This window comes from Nocardia grenadensis, from assembly GCF_050942415.1.
In the GTDB taxonomy this organism is placed as follows: domain Bacteria; phylum Actinomycetota; class Actinomycetes; order Mycobacteriales; family Mycobacteriaceae; genus Nocardia; species Nocardia grenadensis.
Map to the genome: position 1 here is coordinate 564,440 of NZ_CP192054.1, position 15,072 is coordinate 579,511.

At 68.6% G+C, this 15,072-nt stretch carries 16 protein-coding genes; 9 read left to right on the top strand and 7 right to left on the bottom strand.

The features are described 5' to 3' along the window. Complete coding sequence (locus ACQPYS_RS02635; RefSeq protein WP_433491599.1) at nucleotides 1–576, bottom strand: GNAT family N-acetyltransferase; 576 nt, start codon at nucleotides 574–576, stop codon at nucleotides 1–3. 104 nt (nucleotides 577–680) lie between these two features. On the opposite strand from ACQPYS_RS02635, the gene ACQPYS_RS02640 reads away from it, so the two are divergent. Continuing rightward, nucleotides 681–1,610, top strand: a complete 930-nt coding sequence (locus ACQPYS_RS02640; RefSeq protein WP_433491600.1) for a sigma-70 family RNA polymerase sigma factor — start codon at nucleotides 681–683, stop codon at nucleotides 1,608–1,610. A 9-nt stretch (nucleotides 1,611–1,619) separates the two neighbouring features. Here the strand turns inward: ACQPYS_RS02640 and ACQPYS_RS02645 are convergent, their stop codons facing one another. From ACQPYS_RS02645 to ACQPYS_RS02655, 3 genes are all read right to left on the bottom strand, one after another. Then, nucleotides 1,620–2,264, bottom strand: a complete 645-nt coding sequence (locus ACQPYS_RS02645; RefSeq protein WP_431941116.1) for a LysE family translocator — start codon at nucleotides 2,262–2,264, stop codon at nucleotides 1,620–1,622. A 79-nt stretch (nucleotides 2,265–2,343) separates the two neighbouring features. Next, on the bottom strand, nucleotides 2,344–3,138 hold the full coding sequence (locus tag ACQPYS_RS02650) for a 2-keto-4-pentenoate hydratase (RefSeq protein ID WP_431941117.1): 795 nt from the start codon (nucleotides 3,136–3,138) through the stop codon (nucleotides 2,344–2,346). 62 nt (nucleotides 3,139–3,200) lie between these two features. Next, on the bottom strand, nucleotides 3,201–4,475 hold the full coding sequence (locus ACQPYS_RS02655; protein ID WP_218020745.1) for an MFS transporter: 1,275 nt from the start codon (nucleotides 4,473–4,475) through the stop codon (nucleotides 3,201–3,203). Between the two features lie 176 nt (nucleotides 4,476–4,651). On the opposite strand from ACQPYS_RS02655, the gene ACQPYS_RS02660 reads away from it, so the two are divergent. From ACQPYS_RS02660 to ACQPYS_RS02685, 6 genes are all read left to right on the top strand, one after another. Further along, on the top strand, nucleotides 4,652–5,320 hold the full coding sequence (locus ACQPYS_RS02660; RefSeq protein ID WP_063035503.1) for a hypothetical protein: 669 nt from the start codon (nucleotides 4,652–4,654) through the stop codon (nucleotides 5,318–5,320). Beyond that, the gene (locus tag ACQPYS_RS02665; RefSeq protein ID WP_431941118.1) at nucleotides 5,313–6,161 is read left to right on the top strand and encodes an IclR family transcriptional regulator; all 849 of its coding nucleotides are present in this window, start codon (nucleotides 5,313–5,315) and stop codon (nucleotides 6,159–6,161) included. The genes ACQPYS_RS02660 and ACQPYS_RS02665 overlap by 8 nt, the downstream gene beginning before the upstream one ends. A 19-nt stretch (nucleotides 6,162–6,180) precedes the next feature. Next, nucleotides 6,181–6,366: a tautomerase family protein gene (locus ACQPYS_RS02670; protein WP_063035505.1), complete on the top strand. Its 186-nt coding sequence runs from the start codon at nucleotides 6,181–6,183 to the stop codon at nucleotides 6,364–6,366. A 149-nt stretch (nucleotides 6,367–6,515) separates the two neighbouring features. Continuing rightward, nucleotides 6,516–8,186, top strand: coding sequence for a DNA repair helicase XPB (locus tag ACQPYS_RS02675; protein ID WP_063035686.1), 1,671 nt, complete (start codon nucleotides 6,516–6,518; stop codon nucleotides 8,184–8,186). A 40-nt stretch (nucleotides 8,187–8,226) separates the two neighbouring features. Then, on the top strand, nucleotides 8,227–8,895 hold the full coding sequence (locus tag ACQPYS_RS02680) for a DUF3239 domain-containing protein (protein ID WP_174551678.1): 669 nt from the start codon (nucleotides 8,227–8,229) through the stop codon (nucleotides 8,893–8,895). A gap of 157 nt (nucleotides 8,896–9,052) precedes the next feature. Then, nucleotides 9,053–10,456, top strand: coding sequence for a M1 family metallopeptidase (locus tag ACQPYS_RS02685; protein WP_433491601.1), 1,404 nt, complete (start codon nucleotides 9,053–9,055; stop codon nucleotides 10,454–10,456). Between the two features lie 17 nt (nucleotides 10,457–10,473). Here the strand turns inward: ACQPYS_RS02685 and ACQPYS_RS02690 are convergent, their stop codons facing one another. Next, nucleotides 10,474–12,747: a helicase-associated domain-containing protein gene (locus tag ACQPYS_RS02690; RefSeq protein ID WP_433491602.1), complete on the bottom strand. Its 2,274-nt coding sequence runs from the start codon at nucleotides 12,745–12,747 to the stop codon at nucleotides 10,474–10,476. Nucleotides 12,748–12,899: 152 nt separating this feature from the next. On the opposite strand from ACQPYS_RS02690, the gene ACQPYS_RS02695 reads away from it, so the two are divergent. After that, nucleotides 12,900–13,088 (top strand): hypothetical protein, encoded by a 189-nt coding sequence (locus ACQPYS_RS02695; RefSeq protein ID WP_039822140.1) that lies wholly within the window; start codon nucleotides 12,900–12,902, stop codon nucleotides 13,086–13,088. 69 nt (nucleotides 13,089–13,157) lie between these two features. Here ACQPYS_RS02695 and ACQPYS_RS02700 read toward each other — a convergent pair whose 3' ends face one another. Beyond that, a complete protein-coding gene (locus ACQPYS_RS02700) occupies nucleotides 13,158–13,811 on the bottom strand; it encodes a transglycosylase family protein (protein WP_063035508.1) in 654 nt (217 codons plus the stop codon). A gap of 380 nt (nucleotides 13,812–14,191) precedes the next feature. Next, a complete protein-coding gene (locus tag ACQPYS_RS02705) occupies nucleotides 14,192–14,437 on the bottom strand; it encodes a hypothetical protein (protein WP_063035509.1) in 246 nt (81 codons plus the stop codon). Nucleotides 14,438–14,624: 187 nt separating this feature from the next. On the opposite strand from ACQPYS_RS02705, the gene ACQPYS_RS02710 reads away from it, so the two are divergent. Then, complete coding sequence (locus ACQPYS_RS02710; RefSeq protein ID WP_063035510.1) at nucleotides 14,625–15,044, top strand: cold-shock protein; 420 nt, start codon at nucleotides 14,625–14,627, stop codon at nucleotides 15,042–15,044. Nucleotides 15,045–15,072 lie beyond the last annotated feature (28 nt).

Here is a 15,072-nt window from a genome sequence, read left to right on the forward strand (position 1 = left end):
TCAGACCCCGGCCGGCCAGCCGTCCGCCGGACCGGGCGGATCGGTGTCCAGCCGGGCGGCCATCCAATGGTCGCGGCGACTCCCACGTAACACGCTGCCGAGCCGGGCCAGGCCCTCGTAACGGAAGCCCTGGGCGCGGACCGCGGCGGCGGATGCGTGATTACCGACAAAAGCCCGCCAATGGATACGGGCCAGGCCCATCCCGTCCGGGTCGAAGCCGAAATCGCACGCCAGCGTGAGCGCCCGCGATATCAGGCCCTGGCGTCGGTACTCGGCGGCGAGCCAGTAACCGATCTCGGCGGAGCCGCTGTCCGGCGGCCGCACACCCAGGCCCACGGTCCCGATGAGGCGGCCGTGCTCGCCGAGCCGGATCGCCCAGCACGGACTGCCATCGGCCCAGCCCTCCGCCGACCTGGTGCGGACGAAGTGCTCGGCGTCGGCGCGCGCGTAGGGCACCGGGACGGTCACCCATTCGGCGATCGCCGGGTCCTGGCAGCATTCGACAATCGACTCGATATCGGACTCCACCGGCCGGCTCAGCCAGACGGTCCCGTCGGTCAGTGTGCGCTCCTTCACGCGGCGATGGTGGCAGCCGGCGAAGGCCTTCGGCATCCGATTTCTCGGGCCGGCGCGCCGGGTCGCCACCCGGCCGGGCGGCGGGGCTCCGTAGAATTCCCGCGGTGGTAGCCACACTTCTCGCCGACCTCTTCGAGTCCCATCGCGGACATCTGCTGGCGGTGGCCTACCGGCTGACCGGCAGTGTGGCCGATGCCGAGGACGCGGTGCAGGAGAGTTGGTTGCGGCTGGCCGGCACCTCGCAGTCGGAGATCGAGGATCTGCGCGCCTGGTTGACGACCGTGGTCGCCCGGCTCTGCCTGGACCGGTTGCGCAGCGCCGCGGTGCGCCGGGAAAGTTATGTGGGGCAGTGGCTTCCCGAACCGGTGGTGAGTCCGCTGACCGGTGTGCCGGGGCCGGACCCGCTCGCCGCGGTGGTGCTGCGCCAGGAGTTCCGGATGGCCGCCCTGGTGGTGCTCGATCAGCTCACGCCGCCGCAACGCGTGGCCTTCGTCCTGCACGAAGGCCTGCAGGTGCCCTACGCCGAAATCGCGAACATCCTCGACATCACCCCGGACGCGACCCGCCAGCTGGCTGCCCGGGCGCGCAAGGTCGTACGCGAACAGACCCCGCCGGTCGCCGCCGACACCGAGCACGAGGCGGCCGTGCAGAAACTCCTGGTGGCACTCGAAACCGGTGATGCCCGTGCGGTCGCGGCGGTGCTGCACCCCGACGCGAAGATGATCGGCGATTCCGGCGGCACCACCCGGACCGCGCGCAATGTGATCCTGGGACCGGACAAGGTCGCCCGGCTGTTCCTCGGCCTCATCCGCCGCTACGGGCTGGACCGGCCGGGCGCCGGTCTCGGGGCCGAGGATATGGAGTTCGTCCGGGTCAACGGCCAGCTCGGCGTGCTGTTCCATGCTCGTCCGGGTGACGGCGACTATCCGGGATTCCCGTCGCGGGTCATGGGATTCACCGTGGTGGATGGTGTGATCCAGGGTGCCTACGACCACGCCGATCCGGCGAAACTGCGCGGGGTCCGGTTGCGCTGACTCGACCGTTCAGGCCGGCACCGGACGGGTCCGGTCGGTGAGCAGTAGGGCTGCCATCGCCCCCAGCACCGAACCCATCACGAAGCGCTGGACGCGTAACCACAGCGGCCGCCCGCTCAAGAACCCCGCGACGGTGCCGGCGGTGCACACGATGAGTGCGTTCACCACCAGCGCGACGGTGATCTGCACCGCCCCGAGGCACAGACTCTGGGCCCATACCGGGCCCGCCCCGGGCGATACGAACTGCGGGATCAGCGCCAGGTACATGACGGCGATCTTCGGGTTCAGCAGATTGGTCACCAGCCCCATGGTGAAGAGCTTGCGGCCGGGATCCCGGGGGAGTGGTTCGGGGGTGAAAACCGAGACCGCGCCCGGCCGGATCGCCTGCCAGGCCAACCACAGCAGGTAGGCGGCCCCGGCCGCCTTCAACGCGGTGTACAGCGCCGGGACCAGAGCGAACACCGCGGTGATCCCGGTCGCGGCGGCAGTCAGGTAGACGCCGAAACCGGCGGCGACCCCGGTCAGCGAGATCATTCCGGCGCGCCGGCCCTGCGAAATAGTGCGGGAGACCAGGTACATCATGTTCGGGCCGGGGGTGAGCACCAGGCCGAGCGCGGCCACCGCCACCCCGGCCGCCGCCGCGAGTTCGATCATGGGTTCAATACTGGTTTGCCGGTCGGGCGGTGTCTCGGTCCAGTTCGCACCAAGTGGTTGTGCAAGACAGTGCCGCGGGTCAGGCTCCGGTCACGTTCACCGTTCCGAGATGGGTGAATTCGGCGGCGATCTGCGTACCGGACTCGACGGGGACGGCATCGGTCATCCCGCCGGTCAGCACGATCCATCCGGCTTCGAGCGCCAGTCCGCGTTCGGCGAGCGCGTTCGCGGCGAGCGCGAGCGCCTGGGCCGGATGGCCCTGAACGGCCGCACCCGTCGCCGAATCGACCACAGTGCCGTCCACGCGCAGCACACACTCCTCGAGTGCGAGATCGAGGTCGGCCGGGCTCCGCTCGACCCCGCCGACGACGAATCGAGCCGAGGACGCGTTGTCGGCGAGGACATCGGGCAGGGTGAAGCGGAAATCGGTGAATCGGCTGTCGATCACTTCCAGGCCCGCGAAGACGGACCCGACGGCGGCCATCGCGGTGGCTGCGGTGACCCCGGGACCTTCGAGTCGTTCGCCGAGCACGAAGACGATCTCTGGCTCCACCCGGGGGTGGATGAGCTCCCCGGTAGGAATCGGCGTACCGGCCTCGAGCACCATCGCGTCGGTCAACCATGCGGTCAGCGGCGAGCTGATCCCCATCCGCTGCTGCTTGGCCTGTGAGGTCAGCCCGAGTTTCACCCCGACGATCTTCTCGCCGGCCGCCACCTTGCGGGCGATCAACGCATCCTGCACCCGGTACGCGGTCGCCACGTCGAGACCGGGCCAGTCCTCGGTGACCGGCTTACGGTCGGTCCTGGTCCGCTCGGCGCGGAGCAGGACTTCGGCGGCGGTCTCGACATTCCACCCGGTGCTGTCTGTATTCATGCGGAGAAGAGTTCCTTTCCTGCGGTGATCCCGGCCTCGGGCTATCCCGCGTCGGGCTGTGGTCAGCGGGCGAGGTCGTCGGATGGCCCGAGGTTCCCGGTCTCCAGTTCACGCCCTCGGGTCTCGGGCAGGAAGAAGAAGACGATCGCGGCGGCGAGCAGGTAGAACAGGGCTGTACCCATCATCGCGGCGCCGACTCCGGCCGAATGCGCCATGAATCCGACCATGGCCGGGGCCAGTGCGCTGGCGGCGCGGCCCGCGTTGTAGATGAACCCCTGCGCGAAGGCTCTGATCTCGGTGGGGAAGAGTTCCGCGAAGGTGGGACCGAATCCGGAGTAGAAACCCGTGCCGAACAACGCCATCACCGGGCCGAAAGCGAAAACGACGGCGGGAGCGGTCAGCGTGAGGAAGATCGGTATGCAGATCACGGCCGCGCCGAAGTAGACGATGAAGGCGTTCCGCCGGCCGATCCGGTCGGCGACGTAGCCGAAGGAGATGAATCCGGCCGCGGCCCCGATCTGCATGACGATGATCCAGGTGGTCGACGACAGCATGTTCATCCCGCGCCCGCCTTCCTCGACCGGTGAGGCGAGGTAATTCGGGATCCAGGTGAAAAGTCCCCAGTACCCGCACATGGCGGCGGCGGTGAACGAGAGGCAGACCGCGACTGCTCTGGGTTGCTGCGTGAACAGCTGCCGCAGCGAGGCGAGAGCGCCGAGTCGGGTGCCCGCCTCGAGCCAGATCTTCGATTCCTTGGTCTCCCGCCGCACCCAGATGGCCAGCACCGCGGGGAAGACACCGATGAAGAACGCCCACCGCCACCCGAGCGTGGGTACGACGAGGAACGCGATCAATGCCGCGAGCCCGTACCCGGTGGCGAACGCACTCTGCACCCAGGCGAGGACCTTGCCCCGATGGCGCGCGGGCCAGGTCTCGGAGACGAGGGCGGTCCCCGCACCCCATTCCCCGCCGACACCGAGTCCGACGATGACCCGCGCGGCCATGAGCGTTCCCATACCGGTCGAGAAGCCGCAGAGCATCGTCCCGATCGAATAACAGAGAATGCTGGCGACCATGGCCTTGGTCCGGCCGAAACGATCGGCGATATAGCCGAAGATCATGCCGCCGAACGCGGATGCCAGCAGCGTGAAGGACGCGATCATGCCCGCTGTGTCCCGGTCGCTTCCGAAATCCGAGATCACGTAGGTCAGGACCATCGAGAAGATGACGAGGTCCATGATGTCGAGCACCCATCCGAGGTAGGCACTCCAGAAAGCGCGCCACTGATCTTTGGTGGCTCCGCGGTACCACCGCGCTTCCGGGGCTGGTCCTGTCACGGTCATCTCCTTCTGAGAACGCAACCGCGCCACATGTATCGATCAGCGAGACTCGAATTCAGACTGTCGTGACGTCGGCGTGGCGACGGTAACACGAAATCCGGTACTGTTGCGACCATTGGTACATGCGTATCGATGAGCGATACGAAGCTTGGATTTCGCGAAAGGGTTCCGCCATGCCACACACGATGTTCCTATTCGAGGACCACCTGCCCGCCGGCACCAAGCCGGTCTACCTGCCTCGCGGAAACCGCTCGATCTACGTCGTATCCGGCGGACTCGATATCCACTCCGACGACTGCACCCGGTACCTGTCCGAAGGCTCCGCCCTCGTCGCCGAGGACGAACTGGCGCTGCACGCCACCGAGGTCGACTCCACGATCTGGCGATGGGAACTGGCCGGCGCGGACTCCGACGAGACAGCGCACACGCTGCGTTCGGCCCCCCAGGCATCCAGCGCGCTGAAGCTGGCCGCGAGCCTCGATATCGACGAGCGCTACACCTGGCTCATGCGGTGCGACACCGTGACCTTTCCGCCCGGAGGTACCGCCCTGACCCATCTGCACCAGGGCCCCGGGGTTCGCATCACCCTGTCGGGCGAGATCACCATCGAGACCGAGGGCACGACGCAGGTGCACGGCCCGGGTTCGGCCTGGGCGGAGAAAGGAGTTGTCCCGGTTTTCGCGCCGACCACCGAGAAGGGTCCCACCGTCTTCGTCCGATGCTTCCTGCTGCCCAAACAGAACAAAGGCGCGAGCTCGATTCGTTTTGTCCATCCCGAAGACAACGAGAAGATCAACACCCAGAAGTACCGAGTCCTCATGGAAAGGGTGATCGTTGCCTGACAACGCGAACGAAGACGCGCTGCCCGAGCCGCCGGCGACCGGGCCCCGCGCGCCGGCCGTTCCCGCGTCGGACGCCCAGCCGACGCCGACCCTTCTTCCACTGCTGATCCTGGAGAAAGTGCTCGAACGCAGCGAGCCGTGGGGGGTGACGGCACTGGCCGCCGCGTTGGGTCTACCCAAAGCCCGTATCCACCGGCACCTCGGCAGCCTCAGGGACTCGGGTTTCCTCTCCCAGGATTCGGCAACGCGCGCCTACGAACCGGGGTGGCGTCTGCTGCTGCTCGGGCAGCGCATCGGCAAGCGGGCCGAGATACTCACTCTCGCGCGCCCCGTCATGACCCGGTTGCGTGACGAGATCGGCCAGACGATCGTGCTCTCGCAACTCACCGACCACGGCGTCACGGTCACCGAGGTCATACCCGGCGGGTCGCCGATCGATGTGATCTTGAGCCCGGGGACGCAATTCGGCTACAACAGCGTCGCGCAGGGGAAGGTGGCCCTGGCGTTCGGTTCCGCCGACCAGGTGCGCACCTGGTCGCGCCTCGCACCCGAATATCGCACGCCGAGTACGATCCTGGATCCGGCGCAGTTCCGCGCACAGGTGGCGACCGCCCGCCGGCAGGGTTGGGCATCCGCCCCGGAGGAGACGTTCCGCGGAGTAAATGCCGTCGCGGCGCCGGTGTTCGCGCACGGCGGCGACCTGGTCTGCACCTTGGCGGTGATCGCTTCCATCCACTATCTGCCGGATCCGCCGGCCGACGCTGTGGTCGACGCGCTCACGAGCGCCGCGCGGGCGTTGTCCGAGGAGCTCGGTCACCGGATTCGAGACCACCGACCATGATCGTTCGAAGGAGAACCCCGTGCCGATAGTTCAGATCACCCTCGTCGAGGGCCGGGCCGCGGAGAAAGTCGAGAATTGCATTCGTGAGGTGGCCAGAACCGTCGCCGAGACCTTGGAGGCGCCGATCGGGACGGTCCGCGTCGTGGTCCACGAGGTCGAGCCGAGCCGGTTCGCGGTCGGTGACACGTTGAAGAGCGATAGCTGAGGCAACTCGCCTCCCGGGTCCCTCCAGGTCGGCTGTCGCAGCCGGATCGGCGGGCCGGACGGGGCGCCGACCCGGCCGGTCGCCCCGCGCCGGCGCCCCTGTCGGTGGTTTCGGGGACAATGGGTCGGAGCCGAGGTGAGGAGGTGTCCGTGGCAGACGGGCCGCTGATCGTGCAGAGCGATAAAACAGTGTTGCTGGAAGTCGATCACGAACTCGCGGATGTGGCGCGCCAGGCGATCGCCCCGTTCGCCGAGCTGGAGCGGGCGCCCGAACATGTGCACACCTACCGGGTGACTCCGCTGGCCCTGTGGAACGCGCGGGCCGCCGGGCACGACGCGGAGCAGGTGGTGGACGCGCTGGTCGGGCATTCCCGGTTCCCGGTGCCCCAGCCGCTGCTGGTCGATATCGTCGAGACGATGGCCCGTTACGGGCGATTGCAGCTGGTGAAACATCCGGCACACGGATTGACGCTGGTCAGCCTGGACCGCGCGGTACTCGCCGAGGTGCTGCGGCACAAGAAGATCGCTCCCATGCTCGGCGAGCGCATCGACGAGGACACGGTGGTGGTGCACCCGTCCGAGCGCGGGCACATCAAACAGCAGTTGCTCAAGATCGGCTGGCCCGCCGAGGACCTGGCCGGCTATGTCGACGGCGAGGCCCATCCGATCGACCTGGACTTCCACGGCGCGAGCTGGCAGTTGCGCGACTATCAGGAGATGGCCGCCGATTCCTTCTGGGCCGGCGGGTCCGGGGTGGTGGTGCTGCCGTGCGGGGCGGGCAAGACGATGGTGGGTGCGGCCGCGATGGCGCGTGCCAAGGCCACCACCCTCATCCTGGTGACCAATACCGTCGCCGGCCGCCAGTGGCGGCGGGAGTTGCTCGCGCGTACCTCGCTCACCGACGAGGAGATCGGTGAGTATTCCGGGGAGCGCAAGGAGGTCCGGCCGGTCACCATTGCCACCTACCAGGTGATCACCCGTAAATCGAAGGGTGAGTACAAGCACCTGGAACTTTTCGACAGCCGGGACTGGGGCCTGGTGATCTACGACGAGGTGCACCTGCTGCCCGCTCCGGTTTTCCGGATGACGGCAGATCTGCAGTCGCGGCGGCGGCTCGGTCTTACCGCGACCCTGGTCCGGGAGGACGGCCGGGAGGGCGATGTCTTCTCGCTGATCGGCCCCAAACGCTATGACGCGCCGTGGAAGGATATCGAGGCCCAGGGCTGGATCGCCCCGGCCGAATGTATCGAGGTCAGAGTCACGCTGACCGATGCCGAGCGGATGACCTACGCGACCGCCGAGCCCGAAGAGCGCTACAAGCTCTGTTCCACCGCGCACACCAAGATCGCGGTGGTGGAATCCATCCTGGACCGGCATCGCGGGGCGCCCACCCTGGTCATCGGGGCGTATCTGGACCAGCTGGAAGAACTGGGCGCCGCCCTGGACGCACCGGTGATCCAGGGGTCGACGAAGAACAAGGAGCGTGAGGCCCTGTTCGACGCCTTCCGCCGCGGCGAGATCCCGGTGCTGGTGGTCAGCAAGGTCGCGAACTTCTCCATCGACCTGCCGGAGGCGTCGGTGGCGGTGCAGGTCTCCGGCACCTTCGGGTCGCGCCAGGAAGAAGCCCAGCGGCTGGGCCGGCTGTTGCGGCCCAAACAGGACGGCGGTCAGGCCCATTTCTATTCGGTGGTGGCCCGCGACACTCTGGACGCGGATTATGCCGCGCATCGGCAACGTTTCCTCGCCGAGCAGGGTTATGCCTATCGCATAACGGATGCCGACGATCTGCTGGGGCCCGCCATCGGACCCGGCGAACAATAAGGGCATTCCGAACTCGACGAATTGTGTTAGGAATGGCGACGTGCGACGCATCGAATTTGCGGTGGACCGCCGGCACGCCCACGCGGTCAATGAAGTAGTCGCCGAACGCCGCCGGGTGCGGCTGTCCGCGGTGCTCGCCGCCGTCGCCGCGACGGCTGCCACCACCTCTCTGGTGTGGCTGGGGCATCCCTGGTCCTATCCGCTGGCCCTGGCCTGCGCCCTGAGCGCGGCGACGGCGCTGTGGGTGGCGCTGTGGGCGCCGCGCCGGGCCGGAATCGACCGCCTCTACGCCGAGGGCGAACTGGTGCCGGCGGTGGTCTCGCGCATCCAGGCCCGCGGCGCGGTGCTGCTCGCCCTGGTCAATCTGGCTCGCCGCGATTCCGGCGAGCAGCGATACGCGCTGGTCACCAAGAAGGTGCGCCGTCTGCCCGGACATCGGGTAGTCGAGGGGGAACGCGTTCCGGCCGTCGCGGTGCGCGGCGACCGGACCACCCGCTCGATCGGCGAGCGCTGGATCCCGGTCGAGACGATGCCGATCGCCTGGGGTACCGCCGATACCGCGGTGATCGAGCGGGCCCGCGCGGCCATCGCCGAGAACGAATGGCGGCTGCTCACCGACAATCTCGCCCGCGCCGACGAGGTCCATCGCAGTGCGGCAAAGCGGTTGCTGCTCGACCCGGCTCAGCTCCCGGAGGGGCTCGGCGCCTGATCCGGCCCGGATACCGCCGGACGTGTAGTGGATCCGGCGTCGGGAAACGCTCGCGCGCCGCGTTTTCCCGGGTACCGGAATCCGAGACCGAATGCGACTAACGTCGTCGGACGAGATCACCCGGGAAACACGATTCGATCACGGAAGGTGGAAACGTATGAGGCTCGGCCGCTGGCTGATCGCCGGGGTGGTTGTGCTGGCGAGCCCGGCGCCGGTTCCGGCCGCGGCACAGGCGCCGTCCGCGGCACTGGCGGGATCGGACGGCCTGGGTGACCCATACTTTCCGCAGGACGGTAACGGCGGTTACGACGTCGCGCACTACGACGTGACCCTCGGCTACGATCCGGCCGATCACCGGCTCACCGGATCCACCCGGATCGACGCGGCCGCCACCCAACCGCTGACCGCGTTCAATCTGGATTACAGCGGCCCCCCGGTGCGCGCCGTGCGGGTGAACAACGCACCGGCCGGCTTCGAACGGCAGGAAGCGCACGAGCTGGTGGTGCACCCGGCCCTGCCGCTGCTGCCCGGGCTGCCCTTCACCGTCACCGTCGAGTACGCGGGTACCGCCCCGGATACCCGCGGCGAGGGCTGGACCTACGCACCCACCGGTGGCGTTTTCGCCGCAGGACAACCACATTCGGCGAGCAGCTGGTATCCGCTCAACGATTCCCCCCGGGACAAGGCGACCTTCACACTGCACACGACCGTTCCCGAGGAATGGGAGGTGGTGTCGGGCGGGGTTCGGGTGCGCGACGAGGTGCGCGACGGATTCCGTACGGTGAGCTGGGAGCAGCGGCATCCGGTGATCGGCTATCTCACCACTGTCGCCATCGACCGTTTCGACTACCTGGAGCAGCGCCGCGCGAACGGTATGCCGCTGCTCAGCGCTTTCGCGCCGGGCGCCGAGGGCTTGCGGCAGTATGAGGAAAAGCTGCCGCAGGTGCTCGATTTCATCGAAGGCCTGTACGGCCCGTACCCGTTCGACGCCGGCGGCGGTATCTTCCTGTCCGCCGATATTCCGTTCTCCCTGGAAACCCAGACCCGGCCCACCTACGCGGCCTGGGCGGACCTGAACACCGTGGTGCACGAGACCGCCCACCAGTGGTGGGGCGATTCGGTGTCGGTGCACAGCTGGTCCGATATCTGCCTCAACGAATGCATCGCCAGCTATACCGCCGACTATCTGTGGCCCGAGCGGACCGAAGGCGCCGATGTGGACGCCGAATACCGCAAGACGATCCGGGAGATGCTGGCGGAGCCGAAATTCTGGGCCGTTCCACTGGAGGATCCCGGCCCGGAAAAAATGTTCACCTCGGTGTATTACCGAGGGCCGCTGTTCTTGCACGCCTTGCGGAAACAGCTGGGAGACGAGGTCTTTTTCGCGGCTCTGCGTGAATTCGTGACCTTCCACGCCTACGGCAATGCCTCGATGCGGGACTTCCGTACCTTCGTCCAGTCGAAATCGCCGACCGATCTCACCGGTTTCTTCGACGCCTGGCTGCGCGGTACCACGCCGCCGCCCGAGCAGTACCTCTACCCGGGATCGCTACGCGGCTGAGCACCGCGGCGGCACGGTTATTCGAGCAGCGCCACCGACGAGATCCGGTGCAGGGTGAACTGCCGGACCGTGCCGGTGACCGGGTCCAGCGCGTCCAACTGCCCATTACCGACCCGCACCGGTTCGACGACCCGCTGGATCGCGGTGCCCTTGGCGTCGACATAGCCGATATGCACCTGCCGCCGCACCCGCGCGGCGAGCTGGAGCAGGGCCAGGGCGGCGGCCGTGCTGGTGCGGGTCCCGTCACTGCGTACCACCTGCCCGGAGGTGGCGGTCGCGGCACGCTCCCCGGCGCGTAGCTCGGTGACCAGCAGTTCCAGCTGATCGGATGTCGGCGGGGCCGGCCGATACGGTTGCCGGGCCAGCGGCCGCACACCGATCCGCGCACCGCGTTGACGCAGGTCCACGATCGCGCCGGAGGCGTCCTCGCCCGCGGGCGCGAAGCCCGCCCGGCGCAGTTCTTCGAACAGTTCGCCCAGCGGCGCCTGCGATATCGCCACCGTCGGCGCGATCCCACGCAGGGCCAAGGTCTCGGCCACCGGGGAGGCCAGGACCTGCGCCAGCAGGGCCGGGTCCTCACTGCGCACGAACGACTGCGCCATCCCGGCCCGCAACCGGCCGTGCCGCCGCGCCACATCGTCGATCAGATAGGTGAGGGTCTGTGGAACCGGAGTCCGGGAATGCCGGCCGAACAGGCTGTGCAGCTCGGCGGCGGTCAGACCGGCGTCGAGCGCGCGGCGCAGGGTGGACTCTCCGATCCGGTAGACGGTGGCCGCCCCGGCCGACTCCACATCGGCGACCAATTCGATCCGGCGCTGAAGATCGGCGGTCAGCGGTCCGGGAGCCACCACCGTCAGATCGGCCTGGACCAGCACATGGTCCACCGGCTCGGGGAGGGCGGCCTCCAGGGCGGCTTCGGCGGCCGCGAGGGTATCGGTCAGCAGCATCCGGCCCGCTCCGGTGAGCGCACCCCGGCCCACCACACCGAGCCCGGCGGCCTCGTACAGGGTGTTGTCCACCACTTCGCGGCGGAAATGCCGACGGCGCCGCGGGGTACGCCAGGCCAGCAGCCGGGCGAGTCCGGCGGGTTCGAGTTCGGTGCCGGGTGGTTGCTCGGCGAGTGCTTCGAGCACGATCCGCCGGTCCCGCACGGCGTACGGCACCCGGAGTTCGTGTGCGAGCGCGGCCAGCGGTTTATCCGCGGCATCGCGCAGGCCGATCATCCATGGATAGCGGTCCAGCTCCAGCCAGGCATGCACGAGCGGGACCCAGCGGCGGGCCGACGGCGCCTCCAGCCAGGAATCCGCGGCCGGGGTCGGCGCCCAGAAATCGTCGGCATCGGCCTCCGGCGGCGGGTCGGGGAAACCTTTCTCGATCAGTTTCGCCGCGGCCAGCAGTTCCACCAGCAGGCCCGCCCGGGTCTCATCGATACCGGCGGCCTTGGCTATCCGGCGCAGTTCTCGTACGCCGAGACCGCCCGCGCGCAGTGCCGGCGCGGGCAGCTGACCCAGCACTTCCAAGATCGCGGCGCAGTGCCGCAGCAGCTCGCCGACCTCGCCCGCACCGACGCCGTCGACTTCGCTCGGTGGGTGCGGGATCGCCCGGGGCCCGGGTTCGGCGAGCCGGTACGGGTCGGTGACCGGTTCGCCGCGCAGCAGCTGGCCCACGGCGGCCGGTAGCTCCACCGTCTCGTCGTCGATCCGGCGGAGCAGCCGGGCGGCCAGCAGCCGGGGGACGGGCCGGTCGGCGGGCGCGTCCGGGGCGGCATCCCGGGTACGTCCGCGTGGTCCGGTCCCGGCGAGTTTGTCCAACAGCGCGCGTTCGGCCTCGGGAAGATCGGTGAGCGCGGCGGCTATCTCCGATTCGGACAGCGCCGGGGCGGTCTCCACGCCGCTGCCCAACGGCCACGGCAGCGCCTCGGCGACGGCGGGTACGAGACGGATGCGGTCGCCTTCGAACCAGAGCAGCGCCCGGTCGGCCAGTTCGGTGACGGCCGCGTCCACCGTCGCGGCCTTGGCGTGGGCACGCAGCGCGCGTTTGAGTTCGGTGCGGGTCATCGGTTCACCGCCGCCCGCGGTATGCAGGGCCAGCATTTCCACGACCGCGAAGGGCACGGTGCCGAGATCGTCGGCCGCGCGCAGTACCGAAGCGCGCTGTTCGGCGCGGGCGGCGAGCACCGCCATGGAGGCCGGCAACGGGACCGCGAGATCGGGCCGACGTTCCAGCAGTGCCACCAGCTGTGCGTCGGACCGGGCGCCGAGCCAGGCGGTGAACGAGTCTTGGCCGGTCATCCGGTCCAGACTAGCCGGGCGCCGCGGGTTCGGTGGGGCGTGGCCCGGCGACTCACGCGGCTCGGTCCGGCGGGCCGGTCCCGAGCCCGCGGCGGGTGTCGCCGAGGCGGTTGACATGCGGTACCGCGGCGAGGCCATGCCAGAATGAGAGGGTGGTGAACAAATCGAAGAAACCCTATATCGACAACGGCTGGCCCGAGGTGGCCGACGGTGAGCACGCGGTCACCGAGCTGTCGTCGTCCCGCTCCGGTAATCTCTCGCCCTTCGGCGAGGACACCGAGTTCCCGGTGGCTGCCGACCAGCTGCCGTACCTGCACCCGCACACAGTGATCAACCGCTGAGCGGACGAACGAAAGAACCCCGCGTCACCTGATGGTGGAGCGGGGTTCTTTCGTAGTAGAGGTGCCCGGTCAGGAGGGCAGCAGGCCCTTGTTGGCCTCGAAGACATTGAGCAGGCCCGGGTCGAGCTGCGGGGTGCCGGCCTTGACGGCTTCGAACAGATCCAGTGCGGGCTGCGGGACCTGAACACCCTGCGCCTGAACGGCGGCGAGCGCACGATCCACGGCGGTGTAGACCTCCTGGGTCTGCGTGGGTGCCTGGGCCGGAGCCTGGGCCTGGGTGCCGGGCGCGGCCTGGCTGCCCGGGGTTTCGGTCTGCACGGCCGGAGTGTCGGCCGGGGTTTCGCGCGGGGTCGCGCCGCTGGACAGGCCCAGCGAGGAGGAGCAGGAGGGCCAAGCGCCCCAGCCCTGCGAGGCGAGCACATTCTCGGCGACAGCGATCTGCTGTTCGCGGCTGGCCTGGTTGGCGGTCGGCGCGTAATCTCCGCCGCCGTTGGCCTGCCAGGTGCTCTGCGAGAACTGCAGTCCGCCGTGATAGCCGTTGCCGGTGTTGATGGCCCAGTTGCCGCCGGCTTCACACTGCGCGAGTCGATCCCAGTCGGAGTCGGGTGCCGCGCTGGCTGTACCGGCGAGGGCTACACCCGCACCGCTGATCATGGCGCCGGTGACGGCAACCTTGGCCACAGTGCGACCGGTATTGGTGGGCTTGCGGTGGCGTCCACTCATTCGGGTTCGTCTTCCTCTCGTACGCACCTGCGAGGTATTCGCTCGGGTCCAGGCTGAGAGGGTGCCCGTCCCGCCCTCGCCCCTCTTGGTTTCCGTTGGGGTCCGGTACCCGCGGGGCGAGGTTCGGTGCGGCGGGCCGGTGGGCCGGATGTGCCCGGCTGGGGTAGACGGTACGACGTTCCGGCCGAAAAATCACTATTTGGTAACCGGCGTGTGCGGATGGGTTGCGGAGCGGTCACAACCGCCCGCCAGCGACTCTCCGCAGCTAGTGGGACTGCATGAGGTATCCGCCGGGAGACACGCTGCCCCGTTATCATGCCGTTATGTGATTATCATCACATCAGGCTTGGGAATTCGATGAGCCGGGTATTCGACAGTTGTCACCTGGATCGGCGACCGGAGCGCAGTGCGAAGATCAACGCCACGACAAAGCCGACGGGAGCCAGCATGGCGCCCAGGTACAACCAGAGCCCCGGCTCGCCGTCGGTGAGGATCGGGGTGAGGAAGATCGCCACCACCGACAACAGTCCGAGGGCGAAAAGACCCAGCGCGAGCTGAAGTAACCAGTTGCCGGGGGTGCGCCCGGACGGGGGGCCGGAAGGCCGCGGATCGGCAGGATTCGTCACCGCTCGACCGTAAAACTGATGTGCTGGGGCTGTACCCACCGGGGTAGACTCGAAACGATCTCGCGTCCTGCTGCTTGTGGGGCGCGTTTTTCGAGTAGGGGAAAAGACCTGCCAACAGCGGGTTTCAGCAGACGAGCGTGCCCGGGCCCGGTGGGCCGGGCGCCGAACAGACGAACGGGTGAGCGCAGTGCCGACCGGCAAGGTGAAGTGGTACGACGTGGAAAAGGGCTTCGGCTTCCTTTCCCAGGACGAGGGTGAGGACGTCTATGTCCGCTCGTCCGCGCTGCCCCAGGGCGTCGAGACGCTCAAGCCCGGTCAGCGGGTCGAGTTCGGGATGGCGGCCGGGCGGCGCGGGCCGCAGGCGCTGAGCCTGAAACTGGTGGAGGCGCCCCCGTCGGTCCGGCAGAACCAGGAGCGCGGCGCCCGCAAGGAGCCGATAGCTCGGAAACACAGCCCCGACGAACTGCACGGCATGGTCGAGGACATGATCACGCTGCTCGAGGCGAAGGTGCAGCCCGACCTGCGCAAGGGTCGCTACCCGGATCGCAAGACCGCGCAGCGGATCTCGGAGGTGGTGCGCGCGGTCGCGCGGGAACTCGACCGCTGACCCGACGCGCACGACGCCGTAGTGGGCC